Source organism: Thalassomonas sp. RHCl1, from assembly GCF_947387555.1.
Taxonomy (GTDB): domain Bacteria; phylum Pseudomonadota; class Gammaproteobacteria; order Enterobacterales; family Alteromonadaceae; genus Thalassomonas.
In genome coordinates, this window is record NZ_CANDNZ010000003.1 from 545,847 (window position 1) to 566,490 (window position 20,644).

The 20,644-nt window shown below is 50.3% G+C and carries 2 protein-coding genes; both read right to left on the reverse strand.

What is annotated here, in order from left to right; all coding sequences use genetic code 11:
- Positions 1–414: 414 nt before the first annotated feature.
- The gene (locus tag QL234_RS12750) at positions 415–3,153 is read right to left on the reverse strand and encodes a hypothetical protein (RefSeq protein ID WP_281558220.1); all 2,739 of its coding nucleotides are present in this window, start codon (positions 3,151–3,153) and stop codon (positions 415–417) included.
- A gap of 274 nt (positions 3,154–3,427) precedes the next feature.
- Positions 3,428–20,623, reverse strand: coding sequence for a non-ribosomal peptide synthase/polyketide synthase (locus QL234_RS12755; RefSeq protein ID WP_281558221.1), 17,196 nt, complete (start codon positions 20,621–20,623; stop codon positions 3,428–3,430).
- Between the last annotated feature and the right edge of the window lie 21 nt (positions 20,624–20,644).

Consider the following 20,644-nt stretch of genomic DNA (forward strand, 5'->3'; position numbering starts at 1 on the left):
ACCAACAAGGCGATCAAGCGTCGATGTTGGCACCGGACAAACATTTACTCCGGCGCAGACAAGGAACAAAATATGAATTTACCCTTGCCCGAAAATTTATCTGCTGTTGCTATCATCCCTGCCTTCCTCTTTCGCTTGTCCATGGCCTGTTCCGGCCTTTTTATCTGTTATTGTCTTAGTCATCACTAACGGAGCAAAAGTCATACCAGATTAAAACGCTCTGCAAAGCCGCATTCCTTTGCGCTTTTTATTCAAATCCCTGTTCCCGGGTCCGATTTCGGAATGTTTCGATTCGTTATCGGACCCGGGACAAGGCGAAGGAAAAATATCTGTGATTGAAAGCAACAGGGAGAAAAGTACCTGTTACTGACAAAATCACACGGATTAGTTTACCTGCACTTTAGCGGACAGCGATTACTTTGCACCACCGGCCTTGGCCACGCGGGCAACTTCATCCCGGTCGAAGTGACCGTCTTCATTTCTGTCTAAGCCCATACGCAGACCTGATCCCGGGGGCACACAGGTATAGGTAAGGTGGTTTCCGTCCTGTTTAGCTAATTTTCTCAGCTTCTTATCGGATATTAAGCTGTCAGACATACTGTCCAACTTAAACAGGCCGTTGCTCTGCATCAAACCGCCGCGGGCTTCGCCGCCAATGACACCTTTAACAATCAGGTCACACTCAGGCACAGGTTTTTCAATCTTGGCGCGGGACACCAGTAAGTCGATGCGCTCCTGTACCACTTTGTCACCATAGTTGCCTTTGTTTAAGGTCATTTGCTGGCCGACAATCGGGTTTAATTTCGAGTTGATCATATAACTGAAGATCTCAACATTACGCTTTTCTTCTTCAGAATTAAACTCAAAAATATCTTCCGACAATACTTCATAAACCGTCTGGCTGGCGCCGTCATGGTTAAAGCCGAAGCCGCGGATTTGATCTCCCTTGTGCTCTTCGCCATTCTCGGCATCGCCGGTGCTGCCGAACATACCTACTTTTTGGTATAAGGCCCGTAAATGCGGGATCTTAAAGTCTTCTGCACGGCCGGTATCCGCCACAGACATGTTCATCAAACCTACGGTGCCGTATCGCTTGGCCGCAGGATCAATCTGGTGACAGGTATTACAGTCAACTATGCCCTGGTCTATCTGGGCGCCGATATTATATTCTTTAAAACCGGCATGCTGTTTTTCCGTCAGGCTGTTATCCAGCGCCCGGATAGGGTTAGGCGGATATTCCAGCTGCATGGCAAAGTCGGTCAGTCGTTGCATTTCTTCTTCGGTTAATTCTTCAGCACGTCCCTGCAGGTCGACGAAGGCAATATTAAAGTCTTCAAACGCCTGCTCTTCGATGGTTTCATCTTCATCTCTGGAAGCCCCGGTACGGTCGCCGCGCCAGTGCATCGGCCCCTGCCCCGGTAAACCACGTAAACTCTGGGTTACCATAGGCCCCTTCATCGGGTGGAAGAAGTCTTTAATTTCCGACTTAGGTCCTACACCCAGGTAAGTGTTGGGGCTCTCGGCAACGGCAGCATCCGGATCACCTAAATCCCAGGCCAGATGATCCATATCGCCAAAGACATGACAAGAACCACAGGCGGAATCCCCGCGGCTGGAAGTTAACGCCGCATCATAAAGGAAAGGACGTCCTTTGGTAACACTTTCCGGCTCAGGGTTAGGCATAAACACCTTGGCTGTTTCCTTACCGGTAGCAAGATTAACCTCGGCAATGGCATTATCAAAACGGGTCAAGGTATAAAGTTTGTTTCTGCCTTCATCAAGAATAATACCGCTTGGACCACCGCCGGTAAGCTTAATGTAATCGTCGCCGTTAGGCACAAAGGAGTCATCTTCTAACTGTTTGGTATTAAAAACACCGATTTTGCTGGAACCATAGGCGGCAACGTAAAGCTTGGCGCCGTCTTTTGAAATGACCATTTCCATCGGCTGAGACAAACTGCTGTAATTCTCTGCTTGGGTGCCGAGTTTTTCATTATAGGAAGTGATATGTTTATTCAGGTTCAGCGGCTTCACCTTGTCACCGGAGATCAGGGTGATCTGGTTTTCAACAAAGTGACCCCTCAGGGTATCGCTGCGATCGCCTGAGCTGGCAAAACGCACATGGTTACGGGCATCAGTGTTGGAGACGTAAACATTACCGCTTTTAGGGTTAACCACCATATTAAACAAGGTGGTGCCCACATGGCTGATCGACTCTATTTCTTTAGGGGTCTTGGCCATGGCATCGATAACAAAAACGTCTTTATCCGGCAGGGAAAAACGCACCCTGTCATTCCAGGTTTTAGGCGCTGCCTTAGTCAGGGGATCACCGTTATCAACCCAGTTACCGTCAACATATTTAACGATCAAACCGGTTTTAGGCTGCTCATTACCCTTGATATCAACATGGGGTGCCGCTTTATCCAGGCCACCTTTTAACATTTCCGCTTTCAGGGTCGTGGTTTGGTTACCCGACTGGAAAGCCGCAGCATAAACCTTGCTGCCGTCTGGGCTGACTGCCAGCGCCCTTGGGGTATCGCTGAATAAATTAATAATGGTTTGTGGTGTACCGCCAAGATCATCTCCCAGCTTAGTTGAGTCAAACACCCAGACGTCGGCCCGGCCTATGCCCGGCGTTTGCAGCTGGGGATCAAAAGGAGCATTTTGACCACGGTGAGCGGCGGTGATAAAGGCTTTGTCTTTATTTGGTCCGGCGAAAACGATATCCCGGGGTTCATCCCCCACCAGTAAGGTTTTTTTCACTGCCGGAACCGGTAAAGTCAGATCAACAATACTGACACTGTCGGATAAATGGTTAACTACCCAAACTTCGCTGTCAGATTTGACCGCAACCGCGACCGGTTCCATGCCCACAGGCACAGAGGAAACATGGCTGAGTCCCTTATCGGTAACATCATATATTTCTAAGTGGTTATCCGGGGTATTAACGGCGAATAAACGCGAACCATCGGCAGATAATGCCAGCGGTCTGACCTGCCCCGATTCAAATAAGACATAAGACGATTCGTTTTTCACATCACCGGCATTGCCGGCTTTTTCGCCTTTCATCACTTTATTATGACTTGTCGCTTTAGCAGCAACATCACTGGCATGGCTATAACCGGCGCCGGTCAAAAGAACCGCAGGGATCATGGCCTTGCATAATAATCGATTAAACGCGAAAGGACGCTTAATATTATTTTTTAGTATCATTTTTATTAAATCCTATTTAAATAAACTATCGCCGTTTCATTGTTGTTTTAGCTACCGGCCTGTATCTAATTCCGCTTGTTTGCCTTGCAACTCGCAAGCGGAAAAACGGGCTCGATAACGATATCGGGCGATTTACCTGTGTGAGTATGCTCCCGGCAAAGCCGGGAGCTTAACCTAAATTGAGGTTGCCGTTCCCCACAAAATTAACGGCTCCTCAAGAGATCAGCCTATGGATATAATGACATACCTCCTGTCCCCCTTCTCCTGAAAGCATTGAGAAATGCCCTCCGTCAACCGAATGACAAATAACTCCCTGACCAAATACACTGCCCAGCTTCTGCTGATAGAAGCCCATGTTAAATTTTGACTCCCTTGCCAGTAACACCAGCGGGGTTAACCCCTCCAGGGCCTGTGGCCGGTAAGAGGCAAATAAATCAACCTGGGTCTGATATAACAGTGCCACTTTTTCTTTTTCTTCTACATCCAGCTCATTATCAAGCTCAGGGAGTTTATCCCCGGCAAGGATCTGCTCTGAAATTTGCTGTTTACTGTCCTTGAGCATCAGGGTTTGCTGCTCAAAGTAGCTGTCAATCAGCACCAGTTCTGCCTCATGGCCTTTGGCGCGTAACCTTCTGACAATTTCCAGTGCCAGCACACCGCCATAAGAATGCCCGGCAATCAGATAAGGTCCCTGTGCCTGCTCTGACAAAATATAACCGGCAAAGTCTTCGGCATTGCTTTCAATCGTTGCAAAAGGCATGTTGTTATCCAACAATCCCTGATGATTAAAGGCTTTGACATTAAACCTGCCTGCCGCACCTCTGGCAATATCCATAAACATCTTCGCCAGTCCGGCCACCCCGGGGACAAAATAAACATCCGGTAAACCGGCATTATATTGCCCTAGTACTTCACATTTCGGCAATGCCGCCAACTTAGCCTCCGGCGCCGTTAACCAATCAGCCTGCTCCCTAATAGTTTGCAGCAAGAATAAATCTTTAATCGATATCTGCTTGCTGTTGCTATAATGAGCACGCATCCATTGCACCAGGCGGTTAATCAACAGTGAATGTCCGCCAAGTTCAAAGAAATTGGCCGTCACACTAATTTTCTCCGCATCCAGCTTCAATAACGAAGACCAGATCTGCACCAGGGCTTGTTCATCTTCGCTCTGTGGCGCTACATATTCGGCCTGCAGTAACAGGCCATCAAGTGCCAGTAACGCTTTTTTATCTATCTTGCCATTGGCGGTTAACGACCATTCATCAACAACGACAAAAACATCCGGCACCATGTAATCAGGCAAGGCACTGGTCAAAGAAGATTTTAACTCATTGATAAAACTCGTTTTATCAACAGACGTCTCATACGTGAGATCTCCTTTGACATAAGCAACCAACTGCTTGTCACTACTGCCCTCTCCCTTGGCCAAGACCACGGACGAGTGTACTCCCTGACACAAATTAAGCTGATGTTCAATTTCTGCCAGCTCAATCCTAAAACCGCGTACTTTTACCTGGTTATCCGCCCGGCCGATAAATTCTAAATTACCGTCGCCAAGATAACGCACCAGATCACCGGTTTTATACAAGCGGTCTCCAACCCTGTCACTAAACGGGTTGGCAATAAAACTTGCCTGTGTTGCCTGCTCCTGGTTGAGATAACCGCGGGCAACACCTGCGCCACCTGAGTATAATTCCCCTATTGCGCCTAACGGCGTCAGGGCCCGGGAGCCGGTTAGCACATAAGTGCTGGTGTTTTGGATCGCTTTACCTATTGGTATATTCAAACCAAGTGTATCATCATTGTTAACCTGGTAACAAGTGGTAAACGTAGTATTTTCTGTCGGACCGTAACCGTTAATGACGGTTATGCCCGGAATATTGTTCCGAACCCGCCTGACGGCATCGACACTGAGGACATCACCTCCTGCCAGCAAGTACTTGATATTACTGGCCTGAGCCGACATTTCACTCCACTGCTCGAACAAGCCCGCCGTCAGCCATAAGGTATTCACCTCATGCTCGACAATAAATTCTGTCAGCTGTTGTAAATCGATTTGTTGCTCACCATAAATAATACACTGGCCGCCGTTGAGTAACGGCCCCCAAAGTTCAAGTGTCGCGGCATCAAAGGCGATCGGCGCCGATTGCAAGAAGCGGGTATCTTCATCCAGGGGCACAAAATTACAGTGGGTCACCAAGCGGGTCACATTATGGTGTTCCACCATCACCCCTTTGGGCAAGCCGGTAGATCCAGAAGTGTAAATCACATAAGCCAGTTCGTTGCCTGCACTGATTTTTGCCGGCTCGCTACTTTCTTGTGCTAAAACCTCGGCAGCCAGAGTGGCATCATCAAGACAAAGCAACTCAACACCGGAATTATCTTTAGCAAAATCAAGCACATCCACCAGGTTACTGGCGGTCAGCACATGTTCTACCCCGGTATCGGTTAAAATATGCTGTAGCCTGCTCTCAGGATAACCCGGGTCTAACGGCACATAAGCACCGCCAGCTTTAAGTATGGCTAAGATCGCCACTACCATCTCTGACGAGCGGTTTAAACATACCCCGATAAAGCTTTCTTTTTCAACACCTTGTGCCGATAAATAACGGGCCAGGCGGTTGGCGCTTTCGTCCAGTTCACGGTAACTCAGCTGACCGTTCTCCGACACCAGGGCAATATTATCCGGGGTCTTTAACACTTGTTCGGCAAATAATTCATGAATACCCTTATCGCCTGGATAATCAACGGCACTGTTATTAATCGTCTCAAGCAGGTACTGACTTTCCTGAGCCGTAAGCATGGCTAAAGCATTTATCTCGGTACTGGCGGTCGGTGTGACTTGCGCCATCGCCGTCAGCAAGGTTTGCAGATGCTCATTAAACTGACCGACATGCTCCCGGCTAAAGATGCTGGTATCAAATGTCCAGTGCAGGTCTACGCCGTCACGGGTGATATTGATACCGATATCCAGATCAAATTTAGCAGTGATCCTGTCACTGGCCAGCGGAGACAAGGTCACTCCATCCAGGTCCAGTGTATTGCTTTCACCGTTACTGCCGGCCAGGCCATAATCACTGTTAGTGGTTAACATGATCTGGAACAGCGGCGTATGGGCAGTGCTGCGGGCAATATTTAACCGCTCCACCAGTTGCTCAAACGGCACATCCTGGTTATTTTGGGCATCAAGGTGCACTTGGCGTACATGATTGAAATAATCCTCAAGTTTGCCATGGTCTGTATTCAGGCGCAGCACTAAAGTATTGACGAAGAAGCCGATTAACGGTTCAAGCTCCGCCTGCATCCGGTTCGCGATCGGCGTACCTATGACGATATCCGAGCTGTTGCTGTGACGGGACAGCACCAGCGCCAGGGCAGCATGCAGCAACATAAACGGCGTTAGCTGATAATGTTTGGCCAGCGCCTGTAACTGCTGTGCAACCTCACCTGATAACTCTCCGGAAACTACATCGCCAACATGTTGTTTTTCCTCCGGTCTGGGCTTATCCAGCAGTAAAGCATGCACCGGCGGCACATCGGCTAGCTGTTTGTCCCAGTAACTCAGTTGTGTTTCCAGCACTTCCCCTTGCAGCCATTGGCGCTGCCAATGGGCATAATCCGCGTATTGGATTTCCAACGACGCCAGAGGAGCCGCCTGCTCCGTGGTGATCGCCTTATATTGACTGACAAACTCCCGGATCAACACCTGCATTGACCAGCCGTCGGAAGCAATATGGTGCATATTAAATAACAGTGCCCCCGTGCCCTGGTTTTTATCCAACACGACATAGCTGGCCCGTACCATCAGATCTTTTGTTAAATCAAATGGCTGCTGCATATCTGCGTCAACCAGGGCCATTAACCGGGAGCGGCGCGCCGCTTCATCCAGGGTGGTTAAATCCAACCGGCTCAGGGTAAAGTCGGCCTTGGGCAGAATATGCTGCAAGGTCTCGCCGCCTTGTGCCATCGCCTGCTCACGGTATACAGTGCGCAGGATTTCATGGCGCTCGATAATACGGGCCAGTGCCTGTTCTGCGGCATCGGCATCGAAATCACCGCTCACTTCAAAGGCGGTTGGCATATTGTATTCGGGACTACCCCCCTGGAGCTGGTCGATAAAACTTAACCTTTGCTGGGCAAAGGATAATGCCATAGCGCCATTTTCCCGTGCCACTGGGGCAATAGCAGGCCTTAACGCCGCCTGTGAGGCTGAAGCAATCGTTTCCGCTAATGCCTGGATATGGGCCGCTTCAAAAACCGCTTTCACCGACACTTCCACCTGCAGCTGTTTTCTAATTTCCGCCACTAAACGTACGGTCAGCAGCGAATGCCCCCCCAGGGTGAAAAAGTTGGCCCGGGTGCTGATATCACCAGCATCCATTTTTAACAACCGGCCCCAGATTTGGGTCAGGGTTTGCTCTATTGCTGTCTGCGGCGCGACATATTCCCCCTGTAAGGCGGTATTATCCGGCGACGGCAGGGCTTTTTTGTCAATTTTACCATTGGCGGTCAGCGGCCATTGTTCGATCATCACAAAGGCCGATGGCACCATATATTCAGGTAGCGTCTGATGTAGTGCTTGTTTTAATACCCCGATAAAGGTTCCCGCGTCGGAGGCGACAGCTTGATATTCTTTCGGGTTAATATAAGCCACCAGCTGTTTTTCTTTGGCTTCATTTTCCCGGGCAAGTACCAGAGTGCTGTCAAGCTGTTCACACTTGGCTAACTGGCTTTCAATTTCCCCGAGCTCGATCCTAAAGCCGCGGATTTTTACCTGGTCATCCACCCGGCCGATAAATTCCAGATTACCGTCGGCTAAGTAACGTACCAAATCACCACTTTTATACAGGCGGTCATCCGCATTGTCGCTAAACGGATTACTTATAAAACAGTCCTGGGTCAGTTGCTGCTGGTTTAAATATCCCCGGGCGACACCTTCACCGCCGATATAAAGCTCACCTGCGACGCCAAATGGCGCAAGCTGTTTATGCTGATCAAGAATATAAAAACGGGTATTAGCCACCGGCCGTCCGATGCTGGACGTTTCCTTCAACAGGGTAAAGCTACTGTTGATGGTGGTTTCCGTCGGTCCGTAGGCATTTGCTACCGCCCGTCCATGTTTTAAGCCATAATCTTTTAAAGCGGCAAATACCGAAGGCGTTAACAAATCACCGCTGGAAATCAGCGCCGGTGGGTTTGGTAACTCCAGTTTAACAATTTCATCGACCATTTGCGGAGTGGCGTTATAAACATCCACCTGATGCTTAGCGATAACCTGGCTGATAAGGTTAGGATCTGTGGTTTCATCCTCTGACAAAATCACCATCTTGCCGCCATTAAGCAGTACCAGCAGGCCTTTTATCGAGGCATCAAAGGCAAAGGACGCACCGGATAACCAGGTAAGGTCTTGCGCCTGTGACATGGTCGCCATCTGCTCAGATAAAACCTGATGAAAGGCCAGGATGTTACTGTGCTCTACCATCACCCCTTTAGGTTGGCCGGTGGAGCCCGAGGTATAGATCACATAAGCCAGTTGTGATGCCGTTACCACTTGCTGAGGGTTTTCCACAGGCTGTTTTGCCAGGCTCTCCTGCAGCTGGGGATCATTGAGCAACAACAGCCGAGTTTTCTCTTCACCGTCGAGATTATCAACAAGGCTTTGCTCTGTGATCACCACTTTAACTTTGGTATCTGCAAGCATGTAGCGGATCCGTCCCTCTGGATAATTGCTATCGAGCGGCACATAAGCGCCACCGGCTTTCAGTATTGCCAGAATGGCCACCACTATATCCATAGAGCGCTTAAGATAAAGGCCAACTAAGGTTTCCTCACCTATGCCTTGCGCCATCAAGTGATGGGCCAGACGGTTAGCCTTTTCATTAAGTTCACGGTAGCTCAGGGCGTCATCGGCAAAGACCAGGGCAATATCATCCGGCGTTCTGCCCGCCTGTTCGGCAAACAGTTCATGAATACGCTTATCCTGCGGGTACGCCAGTTCGGTTTTATTGAGACCGTAAAGTAAGTGTTCGCTTTCCTGCGGCGACAGCATGGCCAGGCTGGTAAGCTTAGTTTTTGCTGTCGCACCGTCTTCCGGCGTCAATTGCGCCATGGCCGTTAGCAAGGTTTTCAGATGCTGGTTAAACACCCCGATATGCTCGGCAGTAAAGATGCTGGTATCAAAGGTCCAGTTTAAATCCACGCCTCGCTCGCTGATATTCATGCCGATATTCAAATCAAATTTGGCATTGATATGTTCGCTTGAGAGCGGCGTTAAGCTGACTCCGTCCAGTTCCAGCGCATGATTATCGCCGTCACTTGCATCCAAACCAAAATCGGTATTGGTGGATAACATGATCTGGAACAGCGGCGTATGGGCGGTGCTGCGCGGAATATTTAGCCGGTCAACCAATTGTTCAAACGGCACATCCTGGTTGCTTTGGGCATCAAGATGCACCTGGCGCACATGGCGTAAATAATCTTCAAGACTCGTATGGCCGGTATTCACCCGCAGCACTAAGGTATTGACGAAGAAGCCGATCAAGGGCTCAAGCTCCGCCTGCATCCGGTTGGCAATCGGCGTGCCGACAACGATATCCGGGCTATTGCTATGGCGCGACAATACCAGGGCCAGGGCACTGTGCAGCAACATAAAAGGGGTCAACTGGTACTGTGATGCCAGGGCCTGTAATTGCCCGGCAATCGCCGGCGCTAACTGGCCGGTGATGCTATCACCCTTATGCTGTTTGACCTCAGGTCTGGGTCTATCCAGCGTTAAAGCATGCACCGGCGGTACATCCGCCAACTGCTGGTCCCAGTAGCTCAGTTGTGCCTCCAGCACTTCTCCCTGTAACCATTCCCGTTGCCAGTGGGCATAATCGGCATATTGAATGCTCAGCGGAGCCAAAGGACTGGCCTGGCCCGAGGTAAATGCCCTGTACAAGGTAACAAATTCCCGGATCAAGACTTCCATCGACCAGCCGTCGGAAGCGATATGGTGCATATTAAAGAGTAATGCGCCGCTGCCAAGGTTTTGATCTAAAGTGACATAACTGGCCCGTACCATTAAATCTTTTGTCAGATCAAAAGGTTTTTGCATATCGGCATCGATCAGTGCCATTAACTGCGACTGGCGCGTGTCCTCATCAAGCGCCGACAAATCATGTCGGGTCAGGGTAAAGTCCGCCGCAGACAAGATTTTCTGCAGCGTCTGTTCGTCCTGTTCCAGATAAACGGTGCGCAGCACCTCATGGCGCTCGACAATAGCGCTCAGCGCCTGCTCGGCGGCATGACTGTCAAAATCGCCGCTGACTTCAAAAGCGGTCGGCATATTGTACTCGGGACTTGCCCCCTGCAGCTGGTCGATAAACCATAATCTTTGCTGGGCAAAAGAGAGCGGCATGACATCGCTTTGCCGCGGCACAGGGTGTACCTCACGGCGCAGCACGGATTGCGAGCCCAGTTCGATAACCTCTGCCAGGCCTTGAATGGTGGCGGCATCAAATACGGCTTTTACCGGTATTTCCACCTGCAGCTGTTTGCGGATCTCCGCCACTAATCTTACCGTGAGCAGCGAATGCCCCCCCAACTCAAAGAAGTTGGCGCTGGCGCTGATTTTGTCCGCCTCCAGCTTAAGCAGCGAAGACCAAATCTGTGTCAGGGCCTGTTCCACTTCTGTCTGCGGTGCGACATATTCACTTTGCAGCAACACTCCTTCAAGCGACAGTAAAACCTTCTTATCGACCTTGCCGTTTGGTGTTAACGACCATTCATCCACTATCACAAAAATATCCGGCACCATATACTCAGGCAAAGCAACACCAAGCGCAGCTTTCAGCTCAGTGATAAAGCCGGTTTTATCTTCCTGGCTTTCATACGCCCGATTGCCTTTAACATAAGCCGCCAGCTGCTTGCTGCTGCCCTCTCCCCTGGCCAGTACCACGGCAGAATGCACTCCTTGGCACAAATGGAGCTCATGCTCGATTTCCGCCAGTTCAATTCTGAAACCGCGTACTTTCACCTGGTTATCGACCCGGCCGATAAACTCAATGTTGCCGTCACTGAGGTAACGGACCAGATCGCCGGTTTTATACAGCCGCTCGCCGGCTTTATCGCTAAACGGATTGGTAATAAAACTCTCCTGTGTTGCCTGCTCCCGGTTGAGATAACCGCGGGCGACCCCTTCACCGCCGGTATATAATTCCCCGACGACACCCAAAGGCACCAGGGCCCGCGCGCTGTTTAACACATAAGTGCTGGTATTTTGAATCGCCTTACCTATCGGCGTTCCCGCATCAAGGTCATCATCTCTGTCGATCCAGTGACAGGTGGTGAACGTGGTGTTCTCGGTCGGGCCGTAACAGTTGATCACCTGAACATCAGGTAAGTTTTCATGTACCCGCCTGACCGAATCGGCATTGAGGATATCTCCCCCCGACAGCAGATATTTAACACTCGGCGCCTGTGACGCTATTTCACTCCACTGGTCAAATAAACCTGTGGTTAAAAATAAGGTGTTGACCTCATATTTAACGATAAAGTCGGTCAGCAAGTGTAAATCTATATGTTGATCGCCAAAAATAAGGCACTGGCCGCCGTTGAGTAACGGCCCCCAAAGCTCAAGTGTCGCGGCGTCAAAGGCAATCGGCGCAACCTGTAAAAAACGGCTGTTTTCATCCAAAGGCACAAAGTTACTGTGCGTCACCAATCGGGTTACGCTGTGATGCTCTACCATCACCCCTTTAGGCAGGCCGGTAGAGCCTGAGGTATAAACAACATAAGCCAGGCTGTCACCGGCATTTATTTGCCGGTGTGTTTTATTATTTTGCGGTTCACAACTTTCTTGTGCCGACACCTTGGCCGCCAGCGCAGAATCGTCAAGACAAAGCAGCTCAGCACCGGCCTCATCTTTGGCAAACGCCAGCACATCCGCCAGGTGACTGGCAGTCAGTACATACCCTACCCTGGTATCGGTTAAAATATGCTGTAATCTGGCTTCGGGATAAGCGGGATCTAACGGCACATAGGCGCCGCCGGCTTTCAGTATGGCTAAGATCGCCACCACCATTTCAGTGGAGCGGTTTAAACACACGCCAATAAAGCTTTCCTGTTCAACCCCCTGTGCCAATAAATAGCGGGCCAGGCGGTTGGCGCTTTCGTCCAGTTCACGGTAGCTGAGCTGGCTGTTTTGAGAGACCAGGGCAATATTATCCGGGGTTTTGCGTACCTGCTCGGCAAACAATTCATGAATGCCCCTATCGCTTGGATAATCGACGCTACTGCTGTTAATGACCTCCAGCAGATATTCGCTTTCCTGAGGCGTTAACATGGCTAAGGTATTGATCTCGGTATTAGCGCTATCTGCCAAAGTGAGCTGCGTCATCGCCGTGAGTAAGGTTTCCAGATGAGCATTAAATTGGCTGACATGTTCATGGCTGAAGATGCTGGTATCAAAGGTCCAGTGTAAGTCCACGCCGTCCCTGGTGATATCGATACTGATATCGAGATCAAATTTGGCGGTGATCCTGTCACTTGCCAGCGGCGATAAACTCACCCCGTCCAGATCCAGGGTATTCTCACCACCGTTGCTGCCGGCCAGGCCATAGTCACTGTTGGTCGATAACATGATCTGGAACAGCGGCGTATGGGCGGTATTGCGGCTTATATTCAGCCGCTCCACCAGTTGCTCAAACGGCACATCCTGGTTGTTTTGGGCATCAAGGTGCACTTGCCGTACATGATTGAAATAATCTTCCAGCTTGCCATGACCTGTGTCCAGACGCAGCACTAAAGTATTGACGAAGAAACCGATTAAGGGTTCAAGCTCTGCCTGCATCCGGTTGGCGATCGGGGTACCGATGACAATATCCGAGCTGTTACTGTGGCGGGACAACACCAGGGCCAGGGCACTGTGCAGCAGCATAAACGGCGTTAGCTGATAATGCTTGGCTAATGCCTGTAACTGCTGTGCTACCTCGTCCGGCAAGCGGCCAAAAACGGTATCGCCGACATGTTGTTTTTCCTTAGGTCTGGGCTTATCCAACATCAGTGAATGCACCGGCGGCACATCATCGAGTTGTTTATCCCAGTAACTAAGCTGTGTTTCCAGTATTTCTCCCTGCAACCACTGGCGCTGCCAATGGGCATAATCCGCGTATTGAATTTCCAACGGCGCAAAAGGATCTGCTTCTTCGGCAGTGATTGCCTTATATTGGCTGACAAATTCCCGTATCAATACCTGCATCGACCAGCCGTCGGAGGCGATATGGTGCATATTAAACAACAAAGCGCCCGTGCCCTGGTTGTTATCCAGGGCGATATAGCTGGCCCGTACCATCAGATCTTTGGTTAAATCAAACGGCTGCTGCGTATCCGCATCGACCAAGGCCATTAACTGGCGGCGGCGCGCCGCTTCATCCAAAGCGGTTAAATCGAAACGGCTCAGGGTAAAGTTCGCTTCGGCCAGAATGTATTGTAAGGTTTCACCGCCTTGCTCAGCACTGTGATAGACACTGCGCAAGATTTCATGGCGCCTAACGATACGTGCCAGCGCCTGCTCGGCGGCATCGGCATCGAAGTTCCCGCTCACTTCAAAGGCTACCGGCATATTATATTCGGGACTGCCCCCCTGGAGCTGGTCGATAAAACTTAACCTTTGCTGGGCAAAAGATAACGCCATGGTCTCGTTTTCACGCGCCACGGGAACAATGGCAGGCCTTAACGCCGCCTGTGAGGCCGAAGCAATCGTTTCCGCTAATGCCTGGATATGGGCCGCTTCAAAAACCGCTTTCACCGACACTTCCACCTGCAGCTGTTTTCTAATTTCCGCCACTAAACGTACGGTCAGCAGCGAATGCCCTCCAAGGGTGAAAAAGTTGGCCCGGGTGCTGATATCGCCAGCATCCATTTTTAACAACCGGCCCCAGATTTGGGTCAGGGTTTGCTCAACTTGTGTTTGCGGCGCAACATATTCCCCCTGCAGGGCGGTATTATCCGGTGATGGCAGCGCTTTTTTATCAATTTTACCGTTGGCGGTCAGCGGCCATTGTTCAATCATCACAAAAGCCGATGGCACCATGTATTCAGGTAATGCCTGTTGCAGTGCTTGTTTTAAGCCCTCGATAAAGGGTCCCGGCTCGGACAGGGCGGTACTATCTTCTGCCGGATTAACATAAGCCACCAGCTGTTTGTGTCTGCCGTCATCTTCGCGGGCCACTACCAGGCTGCTGACCACCTGCCCACACCTGGACAACTGACTTTCAATTTCTCCGAGCTCGATCCTGAAGCCCCGGATTTTCACCTGATCATCCACCCGGCCGATAAACTCTATATTCCCGTCTACAAGGTAGCGTACCAGGTCGCCACTTTTGTACAGGCGGTCATTAGCGTCATCGCTAAAGGGGTTGGTGATAAAGCAGTCCTGTGTCAGCTGCTGCTGGTTTAAATATCCCCGGGCAACGCCTTCGCCGCCGATATAAAGTTCGCCTGCAACGCCAAAAGGTGCAAGCTGCTTATTGTTATCAAGAATATAAAAACGGGTATTGGCCACCGGACGCCCGATGTTTGACGTCTCCTTCAACAGGGTAAAACTGCTGTTGATGGTGGTTTCCGTCGGTCCGTAGGCATTTGCCACGGCGCGCCCATGTTTTAAGCCATAATCTTTTAAAGCGGCAAACACCGAAGGCGTTAACAAATCACCGCTGGAAATCAGCGCCGGCGGGTTTGGCAATTCCAGTTTGACGATTTCATCGACCATTTGCGGGGTCGCATTATAGACATCCACCTGATGCTTAGCGATAACCTGGCTGATAAGCTGTGGATCTGTGGTTTCCTCCTCCGACAAAATCACCATCTTGCCGCCGTTAAGCAGTACCAGCAGGCCTTTTATCGAAGCATCAAACGCAAAAGAAGCGCCGGAAAGCCAGGTAAGATCTTGTGCCTGTGCCATGGCTTCCATTTGCTCAAATAAGACCTGATGAAAGGCCAGGATGTTACTGTGCTCCACCATCACCCCTTTAGGCTGGCCGGTCGAGCCCGAGGTATAGATCACATAAGCCAGTTGTGACGCACTCACTGTTTGTTGAGGGTTTTCTGCCGGTGCTGTGGCAAGAGAATCCCGGGTATTGGCATCATCAATGACCATTAACGCCGTATTATCTTCATCACTGAAACGATCAGCAAGGCTTTGCTCTGTGATCAACACCTGCACTTGGGTATCGTCCAGCATGTAGCGGATCCGCCCCTCTGGGTAATTGCTGTCAAGCGGCACATAAGCGCCGCCGGCTTTGAGTATCGCCAGGATAGCCACCACCATCTCCATAGAGCGGTTAAGATATAGACCCACTAAAGTTTCCGCGCCTACCCCCTGCGCCATCAAATGGTGGGCCAAACGGTTGGCTTTTTCATTCAGTTCACGGTAGCTAAGTTTGTCATCACCAAAAACCAGCGCAGTATTATCCGGGATTTTGGCGGCCTGTGCGGCAAACAATTCATGAATGCGCTTATCTTGCGGATATGCTAATTCAGTGTTATTGAGGCCATAAAGCAGGTGCTCGCTCTCCTGCGGTGATAACATGACCAGGCTGGTAAGCGCTGTGTTTGCTGCCGGTGACTTTTTCCCTGCCAGCTGCGCCATGGCCGTTAACAAGGTTTGCAGGTGTTCGTTAAACTGATTGATATGCTCGGCACTAAAGATGCCGGTATCAAAGGTCCAGTTTAAATCCAGCCCTTGTTCCGTGATATTCATGCCGATATTAAGATCAAACTTGGCAGTGATGGCATCACTGGAAAGCGGCGTGAGCGTTACTCCGGCTAAATCCAGTGAATTGTCCGCATCTCCTAAACCGAAATCGTCATTGGTGGATAACATGATCTGGAACAGTGGCGTATGGGCGGTGCTGCGTGGGATATTTAACCTGTCTACCAATTGCTCGAACGGTACATCCTGGTTGTTTTGGGCATCAAGGTGTACCTGGCGCACATGATGTAAATAATCCTCAAGGGTGTCATGGCCGGTATCGACACGTAACACCAGGCTGTTGACGAAGAAGCCGATAAGCCCCTCAAGTTCTGCCTGCATCCGGTTGGCAACCGGCGTACCGATCACAATATCCGAGCTGTTGCTGTGGCGCGATAGCACTAAGGCCAGCGCACTGTGCAGCAGCATAAAGGGGGTTAACTGATACTGCGAAGCCAGGGCCTGCAACTGCCCGGCAATTTCCGGAGATAACCGGCCGCTGATAATATCTCCCCGGTATTGTTTGACCTCGGGTCTGGGTTTATCCAGCGTTAAGGCATGTACCGGCGGCACATCCGCCAATTGCTTGTCCCAATAGTTGAGTTGCGCTTCGAGCACTTCATCCTGCAACCATTCCTGCTGCCAATGGGCATAATCCGCGTATTGGATACTCAAAGGAGCCAAAGGACTGGCCTGGTTGGATGTGAATGCCCGATACAGGGTAACAAATTCCCGGATCAGGACTTCCATCGACCAGCCGTCGGAGGCGATATGGTGCATATTAAAGAGCAAGGCGCCGGTGCCAAGATCTTTGTCTAAGGTGACAAAACTGGCCCGTACCATTAAATCTTGTGTTAAATCAAAAGGCTGCTGCATATCGGCATCAATTAATGCCATTAACTGCGATCGGCGCTCCTCATCATCAAAAGCGGATAAATCATGTCGGGTGAGGGCAAAAGCCGTCCCGGGCAGGATTTTTTGCAGCGTTTGTTCATCATCTTCCAGATAGACAGTGCGCAGTACCTCATGACGTTCGATAATAGTGGTCATCGCCTGTTCGGCGGCATGACTGTCAAAATCGCCGCTGACCTCAAAGGCCAGTGGCATATTATACTCGGCGCTGCCACCTTGAAGCTGATCGATAAACCATAACCTTTGCTGGGCAAAAGATAACGGCATCACATCGCTTTCCCGCGGCACCGCCTGTACCTCACGGCGCAGCACGCCTTGTGAGCCCTGTTCGATGATCTTTGCCAGGCCTTTAATGGTGGCGCTATCAAACACGGCTTTCACCGGTATTTCCACCTGCAGCTGTTTGCGGATCTCCGCCACTAAACGTACCGTCAGCAGTGAGTGTCCCCCGAGGGTAAAGAAGTCGGCATTGGTGCTGATTTCTTCCGCTTCCAGTTTTAATAACTGGCCCCAAATCCGGCTCAGGACGGTTTCGGTTTCCGTTTGCGGGGCAATATATTCTCCCTGCAAGACACTGGCATCGGGAGAAGGCAGGGCTTTTTTATCGATTTTGCCATTGGCGGTCAGCGGCCACTCTGCCATAAAGACAAAGGCCGACGGCACCATATAATCGGGCAAAGCGCTTTTTAAGCCCTGCTTTAATGTTTCGCTCAGTGCAAGTTGTTCATCTGCGCTGAGCTCGCTGTTTTGTGCTTTGACATAGGCCACTAACTGTTTTTGACCCGTTGCCCCTTCCCGGGCAACCACCTGGCAGCTGTCGACTTGCTGATCAAGGGCTAACTGGTTTTCAATTTCCCCCAGCTCGACCCGGAAGCCGCGGATCTTGATCTGATCATCGATACGGCCCAGGCACACCAGGTTGCCGTCGGGTAACCAACGCACCAGATCGCCGGTGCGGTAGGCGTATTCACTGCTGCGCTCGCCAAGCTCAAAGGTGTTGGCAATAAACTGCCTGCTGGTGAGGTCCGGGCGATTTAAATAACCCAGGGTGACACCGGCGCCGGTGATCAACAACTCGCCGGTTGCACCGAGAGGCGCCAGGTCGCCTTCTTTAGAGACTACATAAAACTTAGTATTATCAATGGGTTTTCCGACTAAAATACTGTTTTCATCGGCTTCTACTTTATGGACACTGGACCAGACGGTGGTTTCGGTCGGGCCGTACATATTCCAGAGTTCGATATTGGCATTACTGAGTAATTGTTTGGCCAGGCTCAGGCTCAGGGCTTCACCGCCACATAATATCTTGATGTGCGAATCCGGCTGCCAGTTGCTGTCAACCAGCATACGCCAGGTGGCCGGTGTCCCCTGAATAATATTGATGTTGTGCTTTTTGATTAACGCCATCAGCTGGTCCGCATCCGAAGTGGCGTCTTTAGAAGCCACCACTAAGCGGGCGCCGCATACTAAAGGCAAGAACAGCTCCAGACAGTGAATATCAAATGAAGTCGAGGTGATCGCCAGTAAGCTGTCATCCGCACTTAATCCCGGCTTTTCCTTCATGGCAAACAGGAAGTTGACCAGATTGGCATGCTCCACCAATACCCCTTTAGGGTTGCCGGTAGAGCCAGAGGTATAAATCACATAAGCCAGGCGACGTTCTCCCGGGGAATTTAAGAGGTTTTCACCTGAAAACTCGCTGCACAGCGCCTGGATATGATCAAGTTTAATGGTCTGGATGGCTTCTTCAGTGCTTATTTCTTCAGTAATGCTTTCTATGGCTAAATGTGATTGTGTGACCAAGTGTTTAATGCCGGTATCCCGGAGAATATATTGCAACCGGGCCTTGGGATAGCTGGGATCAAGCGGTACATAAGCCGCCCCGGCTTTGAGAATAGCCAGTATGCTGATCACCATCTCCGCCGAGCGGTCAACACTGACTCCCACCAGGGTTTCCGTATTCACCCCTTGCGCCTGCAGGTAACGGGCTAACCGGTTGGCGCGGGTATTCACTTCCCGGTAGCTCAGTTGTTGCTCTTTAAAAAATAAAGCGGCTTTATCCGGGGTCTGCTCAACCTGGCGTTCAAATAATTCATGTGCCAGCGCTTCCTGAGTCCGGATGACTTTAGGGCCCCGGGCAAAGGTCTGTAGGGTATCAAGTTCTTGTTGCGGCAATACGCCGCTTAACTCCCTGAGTTCGGGATCGGCAGATGTGGGTATGCCTGCCAGTGACGTTAACACCATCAACAGGTGCTCATTAAGCTGGCCGATATGCTCGCCGGTGAAAATACTGTTATCGTAAGTCCAGTCTAGCCCCACGCCCTGATCGCTGATATTAATGCCGATCTCCAAATCAAACTTAGCAGCAATTTTATCACTGGCTAATGGCGCAAGCGACACCCCGGCTAAATCCAGGCTGTTACCGCCGGATTTATCCCCCAGGCCAAAATCATTATTGGTGGACAACATGATCTGGAACAGCGGGGAGTGGCTGTTGTTACGGGGAATTTTTAAGCGTTCGATTAACTGTTCAAAGGGCACATCCTGATTATCTTGTCCGTCTAAATGTACCTGGCGTACATGGGCAAGATAATCTTTAAGGCGCTGATGCCCGGTATCCAGCCGCAGCACCAGGGTATTAACGAAGAAGCCGATTAACGGCTCAAGCTCCGCCTGCATCCGGTTCGCCACCGGGGTGCCGATAATAATGTCCTTGCTGTTGCTGTGACGTGACAACACCAGCGCCAGGGCGCCGTGCAGCAACATAAAGGGGGTTAACTGATAGTGGGAAGCCAGCATCTTAAGCTGCCTTGCCACCCCGGCAGACAACTGTCCGGAGACACTGCCGCCGCTGTATTGCTTGATTTCGGGTCTGGGCTTATCCAGAAGCAGGGAATGCGCCGGCGGCGCATCCGCCAGCTGCTTATCCCAATAACCCAGTTGCTTTTCCAGCACCTCTCCCTGCAACCATGCTCTTTGCCAGTGGGCATAATCGGCATACTGAATTTCCAGAGGTGGCAGCGATGCTGTCTTGCCTTGACTAATCGACTGATATAAGGTCAAAAATTCACGAATTAATACTTCCATCGACCAACCGTCGGAAGCGATATGATGCATATTAAATAATAACGCCCCCCTGGGCTGGCGCTGCTGTTTCTTATCGCCTTTATCCAAAACAACAAAACTGGCACGAATCATTAAATCTTCTTTTAAAACAAATGATTGCTGCGTATCAGCATCGATGAGTGCCGTTAACTTTTGCTGTTGCGCGACAGGTTCAAGCGCCGACAGATCATGCAGAGTAAGGGTAAAGTTATGATCTGTTATCAAGTGCAAACCGGGCTGGTCATCATCTTCAATATAAACCGTACGTAAAACTTCATGTCGTTCAATGATCGCCGACAGCGCCTGCTCGGCAGTTTTAGGGTCAAACTCCCCCTTCACTTCAAATGCCAGCGGCATATTATATTCTTCGCTGCTTCCCTGGAGTTGGTCGATAAACCATAACCTCTGCTGGGCAAAGGAGAGGGCTTTTTTATCATTTCCGGCGGGAACGATTTTAGTTTTTGCAGATTTTAAAACATCTTTTTCCTGGGTTTGGTGCAGATATTCAATAATCTTATCGAGATTATTTTTAATCAACTGAGTATATTCGGGCGTTAAACCTCCCTTTAATGCTCTTGCCTTTAACTTTCCTTTCTGCAAATAGACTTCAATGCCTTGTTCAGCCAATTGCTGAACCAGGATCTTTGTTTCATTCATTTAAAACTCAACCTCATCAAG

Coding starts and splice junctions, on each gene's coding strand:
- QL234_RS12755 (WP_281558221.1), bottom strand. CDS start 20,623: ATGAATGAAACAAAGATCCTGGTTCAGCAATTGGCTGAACAAGGCATT.
- QL234_RS12750 (WP_281558220.1), bottom strand. CDS start 3,153: ATGATCCCTGCGGTTCTTTTGACCGGCGCCGGTTATAGCCATGCCAGT.